This window comes from Rhodococcus sp. IEGM1339, assembly GCF_050321925.1.
GTDB classification, from domain to species: Bacteria; Actinomycetota; Actinomycetes; order Mycobacteriales; family Mycobacteriaceae; genus Rhodococcus; species Rhodococcus pyridinivorans.
In genome coordinates this window covers 503,776-524,518 of sequence record NZ_JBNQFT010000001.1, presented here as the reverse complement: position 1 = coordinate 524,518, position 20,743 = coordinate 503,776, and the positions used below count along the sequence as shown (strand labels likewise).

The 20,743-nt window shown below is 68.7% G+C and carries 11 protein-coding genes and 1 tRNA gene; 8 read left to right on the top strand and 4 right to left on the bottom strand.

The features are described from left to right. The first annotated feature begins 284 nt into the window (after positions 1 to 284). Positions 285 to 9,590, top strand: a complete 9,306-nt coding sequence (locus ACQR3U_RS02485) for a type I polyketide synthase (RefSeq protein WP_230809600.1) — start codon at positions 285 to 287, stop codon at positions 9,588 to 9,590. Between the two features lie 14 nt (positions 9,591 to 9,604). After that, entirely contained in the window at positions 9,605 to 10,012 is a 408-nt protein-coding gene (gene acpS / locus ACQR3U_RS02480) for a holo-ACP synthase AcpS (RefSeq protein ID WP_006554757.1), read from the top strand. Positions 10,013 to 10,022: 10 nt separating this feature from the next. On the opposite strand, the gene ACQR3U_RS02475 is transcribed toward acpS, so the two are convergent. Further along, on the bottom strand, positions 10,023 to 10,823 hold the full coding sequence (locus ACQR3U_RS02475; RefSeq protein ID WP_006554758.1) for a TetR family transcriptional regulator: 801 nt from the start codon (positions 10,821 to 10,823) through the stop codon (positions 10,023 to 10,025). A gap of 54 nt (positions 10,824 to 10,877) precedes the next feature. Here ACQR3U_RS02475 and ACQR3U_RS02470 point away from each other — a divergent pair, with 54 nt between their 5' ends. Together ACQR3U_RS02470 and ACQR3U_RS02465 are read left to right on the top strand one after the other, a co-directional pair. Next, positions 10,878 to 11,552: a TetR/AcrR family transcriptional regulator gene (locus tag ACQR3U_RS02470; RefSeq protein WP_230809599.1), complete on the top strand. Its 675-nt coding sequence runs from the start codon at positions 10,878 to 10,880 to the stop codon at positions 11,550 to 11,552. After that, positions 11,549 to 12,919 carry a dipeptidase gene (locus tag ACQR3U_RS02465; protein ID WP_019289001.1) on the top strand — a complete coding sequence of 457 codons (1,371 nt, stop codon included), beginning with the start codon at positions 11,549 to 11,551 and terminating at the stop codon, positions 12,917 to 12,919. Before ACQR3U_RS02470 ends, ACQR3U_RS02465 begins: the two co-directional genes overlap by 4 nt. 24 nt (positions 12,920 to 12,943) lie before the next feature. On the opposite strand, the gene bcp is transcribed toward ACQR3U_RS02465, so the two are convergent. After that, a complete protein-coding gene (gene bcp, locus ACQR3U_RS02460) occupies positions 12,944 to 13,417 on the bottom strand; it encodes a thioredoxin-dependent thiol peroxidase (protein ID WP_230809598.1) in 474 nt (157 codons plus the stop codon). An 89-nt stretch (positions 13,418 to 13,506) separates the two neighbouring features. Between bcp and ACQR3U_RS02455 the strand changes: the two genes are divergently transcribed. Further along, positions 13,507 to 13,731 (top strand): DUF3618 domain-containing protein, encoded by a 225-nt coding sequence (locus ACQR3U_RS02455; RefSeq protein ID WP_006554762.1) that lies wholly within the window; start codon positions 13,507 to 13,509, stop codon positions 13,729 to 13,731. Between the two features lie 119 nt (positions 13,732 to 13,850). Here the strand turns inward: ACQR3U_RS02455 and ACQR3U_RS02450 are convergent. After that, positions 13,851 to 13,923, bottom strand: a tRNA-Lys gene (locus ACQR3U_RS02450). Between the two features lie 257 nt (positions 13,924 to 14,180). Here ACQR3U_RS02450 and ACQR3U_RS02445 point away from each other — a divergent pair. The 3 genes from ACQR3U_RS02445 to ACQR3U_RS02435 all read left to right on the top strand — a co-directional run bounded on the left by ACQR3U_RS02445 (position 14,181) and on the right by ACQR3U_RS02435 (position 17,110). After that, a complete protein-coding gene (locus ACQR3U_RS02445) occupies positions 14,181 to 15,401 on the top strand; it encodes a L,D-transpeptidase (RefSeq protein ID WP_183079146.1) in 1,221 nt (406 codons plus the stop codon). Between the two features lie 17 nt (positions 15,402 to 15,418). Next, positions 15,419 to 16,564 (top strand): lipase family protein, encoded by a 1,146-nt coding sequence (locus tag ACQR3U_RS02440; RefSeq protein WP_230809597.1) that lies wholly within the window; start codon positions 15,419 to 15,421, stop codon positions 16,562 to 16,564. 93 nt (positions 16,565 to 16,657) lie between these two features. Further along, positions 16,658 to 17,110, top strand: a complete 453-nt coding sequence (locus ACQR3U_RS02435; protein WP_072740505.1) for an HIT family protein — start codon at positions 16,658 to 16,660, stop codon at positions 17,108 to 17,110. A gap of 963 nt (positions 17,111 to 18,073) precedes the next feature. On the opposite strand, the gene ACQR3U_RS02430 is transcribed toward ACQR3U_RS02435, so the two are convergent. Further along, positions 18,074 to 20,740 carry an excinuclease ABC subunit UvrA gene (locus ACQR3U_RS02430; RefSeq protein WP_094980648.1) on the bottom strand — a complete coding sequence of 889 codons (2,667 nt, stop codon included), beginning with the start codon at positions 20,738 to 20,740 and terminating at the stop codon, positions 18,074 to 18,076. Positions 20,741 to 20,743: the final 3 nt, after the last annotated feature.

The following is a 20,743-nucleotide window of genomic DNA, read 5'->3' as shown; positions in this document are numbered from 1 at the left end:
CGAAAAACGTGAGGGATTCCTCGGGTTCGTGGACGTCCACGCATCGGCGCAGCCAGGAGTGATTCGGGTTACCGACCAGTTACTTTCGAGTGGTCTTGTGAGGGGGATCACTGGCAGGGGTGGTGCTGGACAAACTCCGCGAAACAAAACATGAGGAACCCCTCATGATTTTGTGCGAACCTGGGCGTGCCCGAACAGCGGACCACTAGTCCAGCAGCACACCGGCGCGCAGCGCTGACACACGAAGCCTCGACGCCGGGGTGTTCAGGAGAGGAACCACACGCGTGACGATCGACGAGATCACACCAGGCGACAACGGACGGAACTCGAAGGCATCACGACGCACCACCGATCGGTCCACGGCAGCCGCTCCGGCCCGTGCCCTGGTCGACAAGCTCCTCGCGGGTGAGCCCTACGCGCTCGCCTTCGGCGGCCAGGGTGCCCCCTGGCTCACCTCGCTCGAGGAGCTCAGCCGCGACAACGGACTCGAACCGGTCCTCACCGACCTGGTCAACCGCGCCACCGCGCACCTCGCCCCGGTCGCGAGCGACCTCGTCGTGGTCCGCCCGACGGGCTTCGACCCCGTCGCGTGGATCCTCGAGGCCGAACTCGCCGACGAGGACGACGCGCCCGCCGGCCCCTCCGAAGCAGCTCTCACCTCTGCCGCCGTGTCGCTGCCCGGCGTCTTCCTCACCCAGGTCGCCGCGCTGCGCGCGCTCGCGAACCAGGGCCTCGACGTCGACTCCGTCGCACCGAGCGCGGTTATCGGCCACTCGCAGGGCGTCCTCGCCGTCGAGTCCGTCGCCGCCGCCGGCCGCAAGGACGCCGAAATCCTCGCGATCGCCCAGCTCATCGGTGCCGCCGCGACCCTCGTCGGTCGCCGCCGCGGCCTGATCTCCGGCGCCGGCAAGTACCCGATGCTCGCCGTCGCCAACGTCGACTCCGAGCGCCTGCGCGCGATCGTCGCCGAGGTCTTCGAGGGCCAGGACCCCGAGCGCAGCGCCGTCGTCGCGATCCGCAACGCCCGTCGTCGCGTCGTGCTGTCGGGCCCGCCCGCCGCTCTCGAGCGCGTGCAGCAACGCTGCGAGCAGATCTCCGCCGCGGAGACCCGTGAGCGCGAGGCCAAGAAGCGCGGTGGCGCCGTGTTCTCCCCGACCTTCGAGCCCGTCGCGGCCGAGGTCGGCTTCCATCACCCCGCCTTCGCGGATGCCGTGGAGCAGGTCGCCGACTGGGCCGCCCGCTGCGAGCTCGACTCCGAGCTCGCGCGCAGCCTCGCGCAGGCCATCCTCGTCGCCCCGATCGACTGGGTCGAGCAGGTCGACTCCGCCGTCGCGTCCGGTGCCTCGTGGATCCTCGACCTCGGTCCGGGCGAGCTCCTCACCCGCATGACCAGCTCGGGCCTGCGCGGTCAGGGCGTCGGCATCATCGCCGCCGCGACCCGCGGCGGTCAGCGCAATCTCCTCACCCCGGGCGCCGAGCCCGAGGTTCCGCGTGCCTGGTCGGAGTTCGCTCCGAAGCCGGTCGCGTTGCCCGACGGCCGTATCGCCGTCGAGACGGCCTTCACCCGCCTGACGGGCCGCTCGCCGATCCTGCTCGCGGGCATGACCCCCACGACCGTCGATCCGAAGATCGTCGCCGCGGCCGCGAACGCCGGTCACTGGGCCGAGCTCGCCGGTGGCGGTCAGGTCACCGAGCAGATCTTCGCCGACCACGTCGCCGAGCTCACCGAGCTGCTCGAGCCGGGCCGCGCCGTCCAGTTCAACTCGATGTTCCTGGACCCCTACCTGTGGAAGCTGCACGTGGGCGGCAAGCGCCTCGTACCCAAGGCCCGCGCGGCCGGTGCGCCCTTCGACGGTGTCGTCGTCACCGCCGGTATCCCGGAGCTCGACGAGGCCGTGCAGATCATCTCCGACCTGCGTGAGGCCGGCATCGAGCACGTCGCCTTCAAGCCGGGCACGGTGGCGCAGATCCGTTCGGTGATCCGTATCGCCAACGAGGTCCCGGACTATCCGGTCATCGCCCACATCGAGGGCGGCCGCGCCGGTGGTCACCATTCGTGGGAGGACCTCGACGATCTGCTCCTCGACACCTACGCCGAGCTGCGCACGCGCCCGAACTTGGTGCTGTGCGTCGGCGGTGGGATCGGCACGCCGGAGAAGGCTGCCGAGTACCTGACCGGTCGCTGGTCGACCGTCTACGGTTTCCCGGCGATGCCGCTCGACGGCATCCTCGTCGGTACCGCCGCGATGGCGACCCTCGAGGCCACCACGGCTCCCGAGGTCAAGCAGCTGCTCGTCGACACCCCCGGCACTCCCGACTGGGTTGCCGCCGGCACCGCGACCGGCGGTATGGCCTCCGGTCGCAGCCAGCTCGGCGCCGACATCCACGAGATCGACAACGCCGCATCGCGCACGGGCCGCCTCCTCGACGAGGTCGCCGGTGATGCCGACGCCGTGGCCGCGCGCCGAGCCGAGATCGTCGATGCGCTGAACGGAACGGCGAAGCCGTACTTCGGCGACCTCGACACCATGACCTACCTGCAGTGGCTCGAGCGCTACCTCGAGCTGGCGGTCGGCGCGGACAACGGTGCCGAGTTCGACTGCGGCACCGATCTGGCGGACGTCCTCGCCGAGGCGCACACCAGCCCGTGGCTGGACGTGTCGTGGCGTGAGCGTTTCCGCGACATGCTGCAGCGCGCCGAGGCCCGCCTGCATCCCGTCTGCCGGGGCCCGATCCCGACGTTGTTCGACGACGACGCGGTGCTCGAGCGCCCGTACGCCGCGATCAAGTCGCTGCTCGCGCAGTATCCCGACGCGGGTGACGTCGTGCTGCATCCCGCCGACGTGCCGTTCTTCGTGTCGCTGTGCCGCACCCCCGGCAAGCCCGTCAACTTCGTTCCGGTCGTCGACCAGGACGTGCGTCGCTGGTGGCGTTCGGATTCGCTGTGGCAGGCCCACGATCCGCGTTACTCCGCCGACCAGGTGTGCGTGATCCCCGGCACCGTCGCCGTTGCCGGCATCACCCGTGTCGACGAGCCGGTCGGTGAACTCCTCGACCGTTTCGAGAAGGCCACGGCCGACGAGCTCGTCGCCGAGGGCGCGGAGCCGGTGGAGCTCGCCGCGCGTCGTCACCGCGACATCGCGCCGGGTCTGCTCGACGCCGTGCTGTCCTCGCCGGACGTCTCGTGGGCGGGTCGCCAGACCCGCAACCCGATCCACCGTCTCGGTGATCTGGACGAGTGGACCGTCGAGTCGGAGACCGCTGCCTCGCACGCCCCGACGGGTGCGACCCTGAGGATCCTCGACGACGAGCACGTCGGCCTGCGGGTTCCGCTGGTGCGCGACAAGGCCGTCGAGATCCGCCTGACCGTGCCCGCCTCGGTCGTCTCCGGTGGCGCGCCTGTCGTCACCGAGGCCGACGCCGATGCGTCGATGTCCGCTCTGCTCGGTGTCGCCGCCGGTCAGGAACTGCCCGAGGTCAGGAAGGGCGCTGCCCGTATCACTCTCGGCTGGCTGCCGGAGAAGATCGCCGACCACGCCGGTGTCACCGGTTCGGGTCTGCCCGCCACCCTGACGCCGAGCGGCAACGGTGTGCCCGATGTGCTCGTGGGTGCCTGCTGGCCCGCCGTCTTCGCCGCGCTGGGCGCCGCCCGCACCGAGACCGACCTGTCGGTCATCGAGGGCATGCTCGACCTGGTCCACCTGGACCACGCGATCGACGTCAAGAACGGTCTGCCGACCGATCCCGCCTTCCTGGGCGTCAAGGCCGAGGTCACCGGTGTCTCCGACACCGACCTGGGTCGCGTCGTCGAGGTCGACGTGGTCATCACCGCCGACAGCGGTGACGGCTCGGGCGACCGGGTGGTCGCCACCCTGGCCGAGCGGTTCGCGATCCGCGGCCGCACCGGCACCGCCGATCTCGCCGATCCGGTTCGCGCCGGTGGCGCTCTCACCGAGGCCGTCACCGACACGCCGCGTCGCCGCCGCCGCGATGCCGTGATCGTCGCGCCGACCGACATGAGCGCCTTCGCGAAGGTCTCCGGCGACCACAACCCGATCCACACCTCCGACAACGCCGCGCTGCTCGCCGGTCTCGGAAGCCCGATCGTCCACGGCATGTGGCTGTCGGCTGCGGCCCAGCAGGTCGTCACCGCGATCGAGCAGGACGCGAAGCTGCCGGTCCGTCGCCTGACGGCATGGACCACTCGCTTCCTGGGCATGGTCCGTCCGGGTGCGAAGATCGACGTGCGCGTCGACCGCATCGCCACCGACGGTGGTGCCGAGGTCGTCGAGGTCGGCTGCCGCGTCGACGGTGATCTGGTGATGGTCGCGACCGGCCGTATCGCCGCGCCGAAGACCGTCTACGCGTTCCCGGGCCAGGGCATCCAGCGTCCCGGCATGGGCCTCGACGCCCGTGCCCGCTCGAAGGCCGCCCGCGAGATCTGGGAGCGCGCCGACAAGCACACCCGCGAGGCGCTCGGCTTCTCGATCCTGGCCGTGGTCCGCGACAACCCGACGGTCCTCAAGGCCCGCGGTGTCACCCACAAGCACCCCGACGGCGTGCTGCACCTGACCCAGTTCACGCAGGTCGCGATGGCGACCCTCGGTGTCGCGCAGATCGCTGAGCTCGAGGAGGCCGGTGCGTTCGTCGACGACGCCTTCCTGGCCGGTCACTCGGTGGGCGAGTACAACGCGCTCGCCGCGGTCGCCGGTGTGCTGCCGCTCGAGGCCGTCCTCGAGGTGGTCTTCCAGCGTGGCTCCGCGATGCACGCTCTCGTGCCGCGCGACGAGCACGGCCGCTCGAACTACCGCATGGCCGCGATCCGGCCGTCGCAGTTCGGTGTGGACGACGCGGATTTGCAGGCCTTCGTCGCCGGTGTCGCCGAGGAGACCGGGGAATTCCTGGAGATCGTCAACCTCAACCTGCGCGGTTCGCAGTACGCGATCGCCGGTACGGTCGCCGGCCTCGAAGCCCTCGAGTCCGTGATCGAGCGCAAGGTCGCCGAGTTCGGTGGCAAGCGCGCGTTCATCCTCGTCCCGGGCATCGATGTGCCGTTCCACTCGACCGTGCTGCGCGGCGGTGTCGACGACTTCCGTGAACGTCTGCTCGCCCTGCTGCCGCAGGAGATCGACCCGAACATCCTCATCGGCCGGTACATCCCGAACCTCGTGCCCAAGCCGTTCAACCTGGGTCGCGAGTTCATCCAGGAGATCGCCGACCTGGTGCCGTCGCAGCCGCTCGCCGACGTCCTCGCGGATTTCGACAGCTGGTCGGCCAAGCCGGTCGAGCTCACCCGCGTGGTGCTCGCCGAGTTGCTGGCCTGGCAGTTCGCGTCGCCGGTGCGCTGGATCGAGACCCAGGATCTGCTGTTCGCCGACGAGACCGACGGTGGTCTCGGTGTCGAGCGGTTCGTCGAGGTAGGCCTCGGTGGCGCGCCCACCGTCGCGAACCTCGCGTCGCAGACGCTGAAGCTGCCCGGTCGTTTCGGTCAGCCCGTCGAGGTGCTCAACATCGAGCGCGAGGCGTCGATCGTGTACTCGACCGACACCGATCCCGCTCCGGTCGAGGACGACGAGCCGGCCGCCGAGTCCGCTCCCGCCGCCGCTGCTGCGGCCCCGACACCCGCCGCGGCTCCCGCTGCGCCGGTCGGTGGCCCGACCCCGGACGACATCGCGTTCAAGGCCGCCGACGCCACCAAGGTGCTCATCGCCCTGTGGACGAAGCTGCGCCCGGATCAGATCGGCCCCGCCGACACGATCGAGGCGCTGTGCGACGGCGTGTCCTCGCGTCGCAACCAGCTGCTCGTCGACCTCGGTTCCGAGCTCTCGCTCGGCGCGATCGACGGTGCCGCCGACGCCGACATGGGTGCCCTCGCCGGCACGGTCGACCGTCTCGCCCGCACCTACCGCCCCTTCGGCCCGGTGCTGTCGGACTCGATCAACGATCACCTGCGCAAGGTGTTCGGTCCGTCGGGCAAGCGTCCCGCCTACGTCGCCGACCGCGTCGCCAAGGTGTGGGGTCTGGGCGAGGGCTGGGCGTCGCACGTCACCGCCGAAGCTGCTCTCGGCAGCCGCGACGGTTCGTCCGTCCGCGGCGGCGACCTGGGGGGCCTGACCGATGGTGCCCTCGCGGATGCCGCTTCGGTCGACAAGCTGATCGACGCCGCCGTGCAGTCGGTGGCCTCGCGTCGCGGAATCGCCGTGTCGATGCCGTCCGCCGGTGGCGGCGGGGGAGCGACGGTCGACGCCGCTGCCCTCGGCGAGTTCGCCGAGCAGATCACCGGCCGCGACGGGGTTCTCGCCAGTGCCGCACGTCTCGTGCTCGAGCAGCTCGGCCACACCGAGCAGGTCTCGGGCCTGGCCGACAAGGCCGACGACGAACTCGTCGACCTGGTCTCCGCGGAGCTCGGCTCCGACTGGCCGCGTCTGGTCGCTCCGGCCTTCGACGAGCGCAAGGCCGTCCTGATCGACGACCGCTGGGCCACCGCCCGTGAGGACCTGGCCCGCGTCTGGCTCGGGGAAGGGGCGAGCGGAGCGACGGGGGATTCGAACAGCTTCGACGTCGAACGCTTCATCGGTGCGGGTCGGACCGTGGCTGCGCACGCCGAGTTCTGGGGCCGCAAGGCCACCGAGGCCGGCCGTACGGAGCTCGCGCAGACCTACGCGGCGATCGCCGAGACCGCCGTCGTCACCGAGGGTGCCGAGTACGCGGACGAGGTCGCCGTGGTCACCGGCGCCAGCAAGGGCGGTATCGGCGCAGCCGTCGCCGCGAAGCTGCTCGCGGGCGGTGCGACGGTCGTCGTCACCACGTCCTCGCTGAACGACAGCCGCCTGGGCTTCTACAAGGAGCTGTACGCACGCAACGCTCGTGCCGGCGCCGCGCTGTGGGTGGTTCCCGCGAACATGGCGTCCTACAGCGACGTCGACGCCCTGATCGAGTGGATCGGCACCGAGACCGTCGAGGTCGCCGGTGGTGCGAAGAAGCTCATCAAGGACGCGCTCACCCCGACGCTGCTCTTCCCGTTCGCCGCGCCGCGCGTGGCGGGCTCGCTCGCCGACGCCGGTGCGCGGGCCGAGATGGAGATGCGGGTGCTGCTGTGGTCGGTCGAGCGACTGATCGCCGGACTGTCGAAGATCGGGTACGACCGCGACGTCGACACCCACCTGCACGTCGTGCTGCCCGGTTCGCCGAACCGCGGCAAGTTCGGTGGCGACGGTGCCTACGGTGAGGCCAAAGCCGCACTCGACGCGGTCATCAACCGCTGGAGCGCCGAGCGCACCTGGGCCGAGCGCGTCACCCTCGCCCACGCCCTCATCGGCTGGGTGCGCGGCACGGGCCTGATGGGCGGCAACGACCCGCTGGTCGAGGCTGTCGAGGCTGCCGGTGTCCGCACCTGGTCGACGGACGAGATGGCCGACGAGCTGCTGAAGCTGGTCGGACCGGAGGCCACGCGTCTCGCTGCCGAGGCTCCGCTCGTCGCGGACCTGACCGGTGGACTGTCCGAGGTGGACGTCGACCTGCCGGCGCTCGCGAAGCAGGCGCAGGAGGCGGCCGACGCCGTCGAGGCCGACGAGGACGGCACCGCGACCATCGCGGCGCTGCCCGAGCCTCCGCGCGCCGAGGAGCTGCCGACCCCCGAGTGGGGCACGGTCACCGCCGACCTCGCCGACACGGTCGTCATCGTCGGTGCCGGCGAGCTCGGCCCCTACGGCTCCGCTCGCACCCGCTTCGAGATGGAGGTCGACGAGGAACTGTCGGCCGCCGGTGTGCTCGAGCTGGCGTGGGTCACGGGCCTGATCGGCTGGGAGAACGATCCCAAGCCGGGCTTCTACGACACCGAGACCGGTGAGCTGGTACCCGAGGCGGAGATTGCCGACCGCTACCACGACGCGGTGGTCGAGCGTTGCGGCATCCGCCGCTACGGCGACGACGGTGCGATGATCGACAACACGGCTCCGCTGCTGACCTCGGTCTTCCTCGACAAGGACCTGTCCTTCGTCGTCGGTTCCGAGGCGGAGGCCCGCGCGTTTGTCGACTCCGATCCGGAGAACACGGTCGCGTCGGTCGACGCCGAGTCGGGCGACTGGACGGTCACCCGCAAGGCAGGCACCGAGATCCGCGTGCCGCGCAAGGCGAAGCTGACCCGCACGGTCGGTGGCCAGATCCCGACCGGCTTCGACGTCACCAAGTGGGGCATCCCCGCCGACATGGCGGACTCGGTGGACCGGGTGGGTCTGTGGAACATCGTCACCACGGTCGATGCCTTCCTCACCGGTGGCTTCACCCCGTCCGAGCTGCTGCGCTGGGTGCACCCGTCGATGGTCGCCAACACGCAGGGCACCGGCATGGGTGGCATGTCCTCGATGCGGTCGCTGTACATCGACACGTTGCTCGGCGAGTCGCGGGCGAACGACATCCTGCAGGAGGCCCTGCCGAACGTCATCGCCGCGCACGTCGTCCAGTCGTACGTCGGTGGCTACGGCGCGATGGTGCACCCGGTCGCGGCGTGCGCCACGGCTGCGGTCTCCGTCGAGGAGGGCGTGGACAAGATCAAGCTCGGCAAGGCCGATCTGGTCGTCGCCGGTGGTTTCGACGATCTCGGTATCGAGGGCATCGTCGGCTTCGGTGACATGTCCGCGACCGCCAAGTCGGAGGACATGCAGGCCAAGGGCATCAGCGATCGTCGCTTCTCCCGCGCCAACGACCGTCGTCGCGGTGGATTCGTCGAGTCGGCCGGTGGCGGCACGATCCTGCTCGCCCGCGGCGATGTCGCGCTCGAGATGGGCCTGCCGGTGCTCGGTGTGGTCGCCTGGGCCGGATCGTTCGCCGACGGTGTGCACACCTCGATCCCGGCGCCCGGCATCGGTGCGCTCGGTGCGGGTCGCGGTGGACGCGAGTCGGGTCTCGCGAAGGAACTGCGCAAGCTCGGTCTCACGGCCGACGACATCGCGGTGATCTCCAAGCACGACACCTCGACCGCCGCGAACGACCCGAACGAGGCCGAGCTGCACGAGCGTCTGGCCGGTGCGCTGGGCCGCAGCGAGGGCAACCCGATGTTCGTGGTTTCGCAGAAGTCGCTGACCGGTCACGCCAAGGGTGGCGCCGCCGCCTTCCAGCTGATCGGCCTGTGCCAGGTCCTCGCGCAGGGTGTGGTTCCGCCGAACCGCAGCCTCGACTGTGTCGACGAGAAGATGGCGGAGTTCGAGCACCTGGTGTGGCCGCGCACGCCGATCCGGTTCGGCGAGCAGCTCCCGCTCAAGGCGGGTCTGCTCACGAGCCTCGGCTTCGGGCACGTGTCGGGTCTGATCGCGGTGGTCCATCCGCAGGCGTTCGTCGAGGCGATCCCGGCGGAGCGCCGGGAGGTCTACCTGGCGAAGGCGGCCGAGCGCACCGTCGCCGGCAAGCGTCGCCTGGTGGACGCGATGACCGGTGGAGCGTCGCTCTACCAGCGGCCCGCGGATCGTCGTCTCGGTGACGATCACGTGCCGGCTTCGGCCACGCGTCAGCTCGAGGCGGACATGCTGCTCTCGCCGGAGGCTCGCCTCGGTGAGGACGACGTGTACCGCTCCGGTCTGCCCGGCTGCAAGTAGGCACGGGTCTCGGGATGGGAGTTGCGGGTGTCGGGTTCGACCTCGTGTCGGTGCCGGAGTTCGCGGAACAGCTGGGTCGGACGGGAACGACGATGCTGGCGAACTTCACACCGGGTGAGCGTCGCGACGCGAACACCCGCAGCTCCGATCCCGCCCGGCACTTCGCCGCCCGATGGGCGGCGAAGGAGGCGGTGATCAAGGCGTGGTCGGCGTCGCTGTTCGGCAGCCCACCGGTGCTACCGGAGACGATCCATCAGCAGATCGAAGTGGTCTCGGACGCGTGGGGTCGCCCGAGCATCCGGCTGCACCGGCAGGTCGCCGAGAAGCTGACCGGCGTCCGGATCCATGTGTCGTTGACCCACGACGGTGACATGGCCGGCGCGTTCGTCGTTCTCGACGAGGTCGACGGCCGGCGTACGTAGATGTGGGGACTCAGGCCGAGGGAGCGCTGGCTTCCTCGGCCTGATCCGTTTCGGTGTCCTGCCGGCCGGCCTGTCCGCGTGCGGATTCCTCGCGTTCCTCGCGGCGTTGGCGTCGCTTGGCCTGAGCGCGTGAGTCCTGTTCGGCGATCTGCAGGTAGGCGACCATGATGCGCTTGAGTTCGACGACGGCGTCGGCGTGGGTCTGGTCGTCCTGCACCGAGAAGTTGAGCATCGAGTACACGATGTGGACGAGCACCTCGGCCATGAGCTTCCGGCGCGGTCGCGGGGTGTCCGGGGTGAGCGGTGCCAGCATCCGCGCGACCTGCTCGGCGAACTCGCGTTCGTGGATGGCGCCGGTGGCCCGGGTGGACGGGGTGGACTGCATCGCGAGCCACACCTCGCGGCGGGACGGATCGGTGGTCCACAGTCCGGCGAGGTGGTCGACGAAGCTGTTGAGGAAGCGCAACCAGTCGACGGACGGGATCTTGCCGTTGAACTGGGCGAGTTCGCTCTGGACGCCGACGAGGTCCTGCCGGTTGAGCTCGCACACGATCACGTACTTGTTGGCGAAGAACTGGTAGAGCGTGCCGATGGGGACGTCGGCGCGGGACGCGACCTCCTCACAGGTGAACGACTCGAAGCCGACCTCGGTGAGCAGTTCACGCGAGGCGGCCAACAGGGCGTCGAACTTGCGGCGGCTCCGTTCCTGGGTGGGCCGCCGACGCGGCACGAGCTCCTGGGGCTCGGCCTGAACCTCGAGCGCCGGATCGATCCGGCGCGGGGCGCGGCGGCCGTTCGTTGCTGACTCCACGCGCCCAGGCTAGCCGGACGTCCGTGCTTTCCCGAATACTTGTTGTGAGTCAGAGTGTCACAAACCGGGCAGCCACAGGTCAGTGCGGCGATCGAGGTGGCGGGCGCCGAAGGGCTCGAAGCGCTCTCGATGAGCCGGGTGGCCAAGCAACTGGGTTTCACCACCATGTCGCTGTACCGCTACGTGAGCAACAAGGACCAGCTCGTCGAACTCGCGTGGGACCGCGCCATCGGGTCGCCCCCCGAGCTACCGGTCGGAGGCGACTGGCGGGAACGGCTCGAGGCATGGGCGATGGCCGAGTACCGGAGTCTGCGCGCGCACAAGTGGCTGACGCAGTACCCGATCCGCACGGCGCCGTACTATCCCAACAACCTGCTCTGGCTCGACGCGGGACTCGGCGCGCTGTCCGCCACCCCACTCGACGAACCTGCGAAGGTGCAGGTGGTGATGATGATCTCGCTCTACGCCATCGGTCGCGCACGCTTCTCGTGGGAACTCGGAACCGATGTCGCGGACGACCCGTCCGACACCCTGGCGATGCTGCGGCGCATCCTCGATCCCGAGAAGTACCCCTCGGTGCTGGCGGCGGTCGAGGGCGGCGCGTTCGACCCCGACGGGAGCGACGCCGACGACGAGGCAGTATGGCACGAGCAGGACTTCCGTTTCGGTCTCGAACGATTGCTGGACGGAATCGACGTACTCATCCGACGTGCGGAGGACGGATCATGACAGCGACAGACACCGACGCGACGCAGCGCATCCGCGAGCGGATCCGGGAGGCGATGCCGGCTGCGCGCGACGATCTCGCGCGGCTCGTCGCGTTCCGTTCCGTCGCGGATCCGCGCCAGTTCCCGGTGGAGGAATGCGTCGGTGCAGCGAACTGGGTGCGGGATGCCTTCACCGAGGCGGGAATCGAGAGCGTCGAGACGATCGAAACCGCCGACGGCTCGCTCGCCGTACTCGGACATACGCCCGCCCCCGACGGCGCCCCGACGGTTCTGCTCTACAGCCACTACGACGTTCAGCCGCCCGGCGACGAATCACTCTGGCGCAGCGAGCCCTTCACGCTCACCGAACGGGACGGCCGCTGGTACGGCCGCGGCGCCGCCGACTGCAAGGGCAACGTCGTTATGCACCTGCTCGCACTGCGGGCGCTGTGTGCGGACGGCCCACTGCCCGTCGGTGTCCGCATCGTCGTCGAGGGCTCGGAGGAGATGGGCGGCGCCGGCCTCGACCACCTCGTCGCCGAACGACCCGAGATGTTCGACGCCGATCTCATCGTCATCGGCGACAGCGGCAACGCCGAGGTGGGCCGGCCCACCCTCACCACGACGCTGCGGGGCATCGCGAACGTCGACGTCCACATCGAGACGCTGAAGGGCGAGATCCACTCCGGGATGTACGGGGGAGCGGCCCCCGACGCGCTGGCCGCGCTGATCCATCTGCTCGGCACCCTGCGCGACGAGCACGGCAACACCGTCGTCGACGGACTGGACTGCACCGCGACCTGGGACGGTGTGCCCTATCCCGAAGACCGTTTCCGCGCCGACGCGGGCGTGCTCGACGGTGTCTCGCTCCCCACCTCCGGAACCGTCGCCGACGCGGTGTGGGCGCGACCGGCACTGACCGTCCTCGGGATCGATGCTCCGCCGATGGTCGGATCGGCCGCCGCGGTCGTGCCACGCGCGTCCGCACGCCTGAACCTGCGCGTGCCGCCCGGCATCGACGCCCGCACCGCCCAGGACGCGCTCGTTGCCCATCTCGAGGCCCACGTGCCGTGGGGAGCGCATCTGCGCATCGACCGCGACGTCCTCGGCGAACCCTTCCGGGCGGCGACGGACGGTCCGGGTTACGCCGCACTGCGCGCGGCGCTCGAGGCCGCCTACGGCCGGGAGGTCGGGACCGCCGGGCAGGGCGGATCGATCCCGCTGTGCACCGCGCTGCACCGCGCCGTGCCGCGGGCCGAGATCGCCCTGATCGGCGTCGAGGAACCGCGCTGCGTCATCCACGCGCCGAACGAGAGCGTCGACCCCACCGAGATCGAGACTCTCGCCGTAGCCGAGGCGCTGCTGCTGACCTCGCTGGCGCCGCGGTAACGCTGCCGGCCGGGCACCCGGGCGTCAGACGGACAGGTCGCGGCGCAGCTTCGCCACGTGCCCGGTCGCGCGGACGTTGTACTGCGCGACCTCGATCTTCCCGTCCTCGTCGACGAGGAAGGTCGAGCGGATGACGCCGGTGACGGTCTTGCCGTACATCTTCTTCTCGCCGAAGGCACCCCATGCCTGGAGGGTGATCTTCTCGGGATCCGACAGCAGCGGGAAGGTCAGCTGTTCGGCGTCGCGGAACTTCGCGAGCTTGGCAGGCTTGTCGGGCGAGATGCCGATCACCTCGAGGCCCGCCTCGTTCAGCTCGGCGAGACTGTCGCGGAAGTCGCACGCCTGCTTCGTGCATCCCGGGGTGCTCGCGGCGGGGTAGAAGTACACGATGACCTTGCGTCCGCGATAATCCGACAGCGACACCTCGTTGCCGTCGGCATCGGGAAGGGTGAAATCGGGTGCGGGATCACCGGGGGCGAGTCTGTTGTTCTCGGTCATGGAGGCGACAGTAGTGGACCGTGCAGCCATTCCCGGCGCGCGTCCATTACCGTGGTCGCAGCACACTGCAGCGACCTTCTGGAGGACACGTGGCTAGGGACACCGAGGACATCGAGCGGGAGATCGAGAAGGCCCGCAATCAGCTCGCGAGCACACTCGACGAACTGAGCGTCCGCGCCAACCCGAAGAATCTGGTGGCAAGCACGAAGCAGACCATCCTCGCGAAGGTGAACCAGCCGCAGGTGAAGAAGTACGCGGCGATCGCGGCCGGCACGGTCGTCGGATTGCTGGTACTGCGCAGAATCCTGCGCTGATCCCCGGCTGCACACAGGAACACCCACGCCGACCCGGCGTGGGTGTTCCTCGTTCCGGGGCCGAACCGCCGCGAACGACGAAGGCCGGACACCGTTTCCGGTGTCCGGCCTTCGTGTTGTGCGCCATCAGGGACTCGAACCCCGAACCCGCTGATTAAGAGTCAGCTGCTCTGCCAATTGAGCTAATGGCGCTTGACGATGTATTCCCGGGATGCCGTCCCAGCAACGAGAAGAACATTACACACCGTCGCGCGACGCGCCAAATCGGCTGGTCAGAATGTTTCTGTAAGGTTGTGGAGGTAACGGATCGGACGGTCGGAGCGATTGTCATTCGAACGTTACCGACGTACGGGGGAGTCGCGTCGGGTCGGCCGCAAGAGAAGCTGGCATCATCGTGTTCGGTGTTGTGACGTGCGTTTTCGGTGCCTTGGGGGAGGCGGGATCGGAGTATGGAAGTGACGGAGTCGAGTGCGGGGAACCCCCGGGGTCGTCGGGTACGGGGAATCCTCGGAGTGGTCGTCGTCGGCGTTGTTGCGTTCGTCACGGGATGCGCCGGCGGTTCGGGAACGGGCGCCGAAGAAGTGCCCATCGATTCCAATCCCGTGGCGGCGCTGATCAAGCCGACGGTGTCGTCGAGTGTCGCCGACGGATCGGTCGGCTTCTCGCCGATCGACCCGGTGACGGTCTCGGTGGTCAACGGCAAGCTCGACTCGGTGACCCTGCTCAACCCTGCAGGGGAGCCGGTGCAGGGCGAACTCGCCGACGACGGACTCACCTGGGTGAACACCGCACCGCTCGGCTACAACCGCTCCTACACGCTCGAGACCGTCGCGTACGGACTCGGCGGCGCGACCACGTCGACGGCGGCCTTCACCACCTCGTCGCCGGCCAATCTCACCCAGCCCTACGTGTTGCCCGGTGAGGGTTCGATCGTGGGTATCGGCCAGCCGATCGCCGTGCAGTTCGACGAGAACATCCCGGATCGGCTCGCGGCCGAGGCGGCCATCACCGTCACCACGAACCCGCCCGTCGAGGGCGCCTTCTACTGGGTCAACAACCGCGAGGTGCGGTGGCGGCCGGAGAACTACTGGGTGCCCGGCACCGCCATCACCGTCGATGTGAACGTCTACGGCAAGGATCTCGGCGACGGCCTCTTCGGTCAGTCCGACGTCCACTCGTCCTTCACTATCGGCGATGCGGTGGTCATCACGGCGGACGACGCGACCAAGCAGGTCACTGTCACGCGCAACGGCGTCGACGTCATCGCGATGCCGACCTCCTTCGGCAAGGACTCCACGCCCACGCCCAACGGCGTCTACATCATCGGCGACCGGTTCGAGTCCATGATCATGGACTCGTCCACCTACGGCGTCCCCTCCGACTCGGCGCAGGGTTACCGCACGCCGGTCGAGTGGGCGACGCGGATGTCCTACAGCGGCATCTTCTTCCACTCCGCCCCGTGGTCGCTCGGCGACCAGGGTGTGCGCAACGTCAGTCACGGCTGCCTGAACCTCAGCCCCGCCAACGCCAAGTGGATCTTCGACAACACCAAGCGCGGCGACATCGTCGTGGTCCGCAACACCGTGGGCGGCACTCTCCCCGGAACGGACGGACTCGGTGACTGGAACATCCCGTGGTCGACATGGAAAGCCGGCAACGCTGCGGCGTGACGGGTGAAGGGGGATCGATGGCCGTTCGGGGGAGATGGTGGAGCGCTGCCTTTTGCGGTGCCGTGCTGCTCGCGGCGCTGACACCGGCAGGGGCGGCGGCCTCGCCGGTCGCCTCGTCGTCCGCTCCGGCACCGGGTTCGGTGGTCTCGCAGCTGCCGCTGCCCGACGAACTGTCGGTGCCCGGTGCCGCGACGGCCATCAAGCTCGAGTACGCCACCGAGTGGCGGTCGGGGGAGCCGACCGTCGCCACGGGCGCGTTGTTCCTGCCCGGGGGGGATGCCCCCGAGGGTGGCTGGCCCGTCATCGCGTGGGCACACGGCACGACCGGTGTGGGCGACGACTGCGCGCTCACGACCCGCACGCCGCGTTCCGATCTCGAGCGGACCTATCTGCAACACTGGCTCGATTCCGGGTACGCGGTCGTCTCGGCCGACTTCCCGGGTCTGGGCTCCGAGGGTCTCCACCGTTATCTCGACGGCCCCAGCGCCGCGAACAGCATCGTCGACATCGTCCGGGCCGCCCGCGACGGTGGGGCGCCGCTGTCGGAGCGCTGGATCGTGATGGGGCAGTCGCAGGGAGGACACGCGGCGCTGCACACCGCTGCGATCGCGACCTCCCGCGCTCCCGAACTCGACTTCCGCGGAACGGTCGCGACGGGTGCTCCGGCGAACCTCGAACGGGCCTTCACGATCGGCGTCCCGGGCTTCCCCGATCCTGGACTGTGGGGCCTCGTCAGCTTCAGCGGGTACATCTTCGCTGGGCTGCGCGACGCCTACCCCGAGGCCGACGTCGAGGGCTACCTGACCCCGATCGGCCGTGAGGTCGTCGATCGCGCCGAAGAGCTCTGCTACGACGATCTCGAGGAGTCGGTGCGCGACATCCAGGTCGGGGATCTGCTCGCGCGCCCGCTGGCCGACGGTCCGATGCCGTCGCTGCTGGCCGATTATCTCGCCGCCCCGGTGGACGGCTACGACCGGCCGGTCTTCCTCGCGCACGGCATCCACGACGTGATGGTCCCGTTGCCGCTGTCCGCGGCGCTCGCCGCCGATATGAAGGTCGCAGGGGCGGACGTCGACTACCGCGTCTATATGGCCGGGCACTACACGACGGTGGAGCGCTCCCGGGCCGACGTCGACGCTTTCGTGACGCGCTCGTTCGAATAGACCGGCCTGCGCGTGAGGAACCGCTGTGCGTGAGGATTCTTCCGGGAACGAGAAAACCCCCGATCGGAAATCCGATCGGGGGTTCTCTTCGGGGTGCCTCGCATCCACGTTCCCGACATCTGGACGCTTGACCGAAGCACTGCGGAACAGCTCGCTGACGCAACAACCCGGCTCGCCGCAGCGGTCAAACGTGCAGTCAATCCGGACGGGCTCAATGTCATCCAGTCCAACGGCAGTGCGGCGAGCCAGACCGTCTTCCATTTGCACATTTATCTTGTGCCTCGCTGGGAAGGCGACCCCATCGGACACATCTGGCCGCCCGAAAGCAACTACAGCGAGAAGGAGAAGGACGACGCGTGGGAAGCGCTGAGAGTCGAGTGTCGGAAGGCGAGCAACAGTAGAGCACGTCGAGCGCACCCTCTGAAGAAGATCGGCGGAAGCACCTCGACTTCATCCAGGCAGTCGTCACTCGCATGTCCGCTGCGTCATCAAGCGCGAAGGGGTGGCTGCTGCCAGTTGCGACGGCCACCTATGGGTTCGCGCTGATCCAGCACTCCCGGGCGGTAGCTCTGCTCGGACTCGCCGCGGTCGTGCTCTTCATGTTCCTCGACGCCAACTACTTGCGACAAGAACGCGCCTATCGGCGCCTGTACGACACAGTTGCACGGGGCACGCGGGCCGTCCCGCAGTTCTCACTCGACCCATCCGAAGCTGACGATCCGATACCGGCGTCGGCGGGATGGCGTGAGCGAGTCAACACTGTTGTTGGCCGATGGGTACCGACCTCGAGCGTTTGGTCTTCGTGGTCGATTCTGCCCTTCTACGGCGCGCTCTTGCTGATGGGAGTTGGCATCTTTATCCGCGCAGTCCTCTCCTAGCTGCGGCCCAACCGGGGCCGACCGTGTACCTCGTCGGTAAGTGAAACGCCGAGAGGAACCAACGATGGCCAGCTTGAGTGATGTCGCGAGCGACGAGCGCACCGCGAGGATGGTGCTGTCCATGCTGGTCGAGCCCAATGACCCGGTGACAGGTCGCATCCTGTCCAGGCTGGGAGCAGTCGAGACGCTTTGGCTCGCTGAGCGTGACGGGGCGGTGGTGGGGCTGAGCCCCGTGGACGCGCAGGTCTGGCGCGACCACCTCAGCGTGCCAGACGCGAAGGAGCTCGCCGCACGTATCGACCAGGTGCAGCAATCGGGGGTTCGAGCACTGATCTCAGGCGATAGCGATTATGGCCCGTCTGCCGATGCAGCTGTCCGAACTCAACGGACGCGGTGCGGGACGATAGGCCCCCGACCGGGTCGGCGAGGTGGCGTCGATCGGAGTGCCCTTCTGGGTTGGGCGCGCTGCCGACGACTAAGCGTGGCCGTTCGACGTGCAGGTAGAGATGACCAGTCGGCTCGGCACCGAAGTCGTCGTCGCGCCATCTGCCGCGCATGTCCCCACCGTCGAGGCGCCTCGGGAGTTCGTCGACAGCTTGCGCCTGCTGAGCATCATGCTCGAGGGAGAAGGTTATGCCCCTGACGTCAGCGTCGCGGCCTCGGCGAGGGCGGCGGCGAGATACGGTGCTGAAGCGCTGTTTCTCGACGCGGCGACCTCTGCTGGCGTTCCGGACGCGACCACTGTGCCGCCGTTGTCACCGGCTCCCGGCCCGAGATCGATGACGTAGTCGGCTGCGCCGACCACTCGCATGTCGAGTTCCACCATCACGACCGTGTTGCCCGCATCGACGAGAGTCTGAAGGTGGGTAACTAGACGGTCTGCGTCGGCACAGTGCAATCCGGAGGTCGGCTCATCGAGCACGTACAGAGTGTCGCCGCGCTGCGCTCGTTGCAGTTCGGTGGCCAGCTTCACACGCTGCGCCTCCCCACCGGAGAGCTCTGTGGCCGGCTGTCCCAAGCGCAGATAACCGAGCCCGACATCGACCAGCGAGGTGAGGGAGCGCATCACGTCGTACTCGCCGGCGAAGAACTCGTGAGCCTCTTCGACGCTCATCGCGAGGATTTCCGCGATGTTGCGCCCTCGCCAGGTGATCTCCAGGGTGCTCGATTGATAGCGGGTGCCATGGCAGTCGGGACACACGGTGTAGACCGAGGGCAGGAAGAGCAGCTCGACCATCACGGAGCCTTCACCCTCACAGGTCGGGCAACGGCCGCCTGCGACATTGAAGGAGAACCGACCGGGCTTGTATCCGCGTGTCCGAGCTTCCAGCGTCTCGGCGAACCGGCGCCGCACATGATCGAAGAGTCCTGTGTAGGTCGCGACGTTGGAGCGGGGCGTGCGGCCGATGGGTTTCTGGTCGATGCTCACCACACGCCGGACGGTCGTGAGATCGCCCTCGACCGACCCTCCGAGTTCATCGGACTCGTCAGTGAGGAGCAGGGCGTCGGCCTCAGCGCTTTCCTCCTCGACGCGAGGGGCGTCTCCTTGCCTGGCGCCGATGAGGGCAGGCAGGACTTGACTGACAAGGCTGGACTTCCCCGACCCTGACACGCCAGTGACAGCCGTGAGCGTTCCGAGCGGTAGCGCCACAGATACGTCCCGCAGGTTGTTGCGGGTGACGTGCTCCAGCTGCAACCAGTCGTGGGCGGCACGGGGCTGGTGCGGTGGAAGGCCGCTGCCCCCGAAGATGTATCCGCGCGTCACCGACTCGTCGACCTCCGCGAGCCCGTCCGTGGGTCCGCTGTAGATCACGCGCCCGCCGCGTTCCCCGGCTCCGGGGCCGATGTCGACCAGCCAGTCCGCGTGCCGCATGACGTCGACGGAATGCTCCACGACGAAGAGGCTGTTGCCGCGCTGCTTCAGCCCGTCGAGGATACCCAGCAGCGCGGTGACGTCGTGCGGATGGAGACCGGCTGACGGTTCGTCGAGAACGTAGACAACACCGAACAGTTCCGACGTGAGCTGCGTGGCGAGTCGAAGTCGTTGTAGCTCCCCTCCGGACAGTGTCGGCGTAGTGCGACCTAGCGAGAGGTAACCGAGTCCGAGATCGATGATGGGGCGCAGGCGGTCCAGCAATTCTGCGCCCAGGCGGGCTGCCGCGGCGCGCTTCTCGACAGACTGATTCGGTGTGCGACGGACATCCGGCGCAGCGGAGTGCGCGGAGCCGCCAGCAGCAACGCGCTGCTCGACGGCTTCACGTCTAGTCGCGACGTCTACCACGGCGCCGGAGGTCTCGCCCTCGCGGTCAGACTCGGCGACGACGGACTCGAGGAGCTCAGCCAATTCACGCAGTGGCAAGGCTGAGAAGTCCGCGATATCGAGTCCTTCGAACGTCACCGTCAGTGCTTCGGGTTTGAGCCGCTTCCCATGGCACACCGGGCAGACCGCCGCGCTCATGAACTGGGCTACGCGGCGCTTCATCGACGCGCTCTTCGTGTTCGCGAAAGTGTCGAGCACGTACCGCCGCGCGCCGACGAAGGTGCCCGAGTAGCTCGGTTCGATTCCTGCTCGGATTGCCCGGCGCGCCTCGGCGAGTGTGAGTCGAGAGTGGACGGGAACGAAGGGGGTCTCGTCGGTATAGAGGATCCAGTCCCGATCCTTCTTCGGCAGATCCTTCCACGGTACGTCGACGTCGTAGCCGAGCGCGACGAGCACGTCCCGCAACTGGTGGCCGTGCCAGGCGGTCGGCCACGATGCGATGGCGTGCTCCCGGATGGTGAGTGAGGGATCGGGCACCATCCGCTCCTCGGTCACCGCGTACACTCTGCCGATGCCGTGGCACTCGGGGCACGCGCCCTGCACGGTGTTCGCGGAGAAGTCCTCGGCGTAGAGCATCGGCTGACCGTCTGGGTATTCACCGGCTCGCGAATAGAGCATCCGAACCACACTCGACAGCGTGGTAATGCTGCCTACAGAGGAGCGCGCGCTGCGCCCTCCGCGCTGCTGCTGCAAGGCGACTGCGGGCGGCATCCCGGTGATGGAGTCGACGTCGGGGACACCCGCCTGGTCGATCAGTCGCCGCGCGTACGGGGCAACTGACTCCAAGTAGCGCCGCTGCGACTCCGCGTACAACGTGCCGAAAGCCAAGGAGGACTTCCCGGATCCGGACACGCCCGTGAACACAACCATCGCGTCACGCGGAACCGTGAGATCGACGTCCTTGAGGTTGTGTTCGCGGGCACCACGCACCCGGACATCGGGCTGGACGTGGGTGGACACTGAGGAAAGGTGATCCATTTC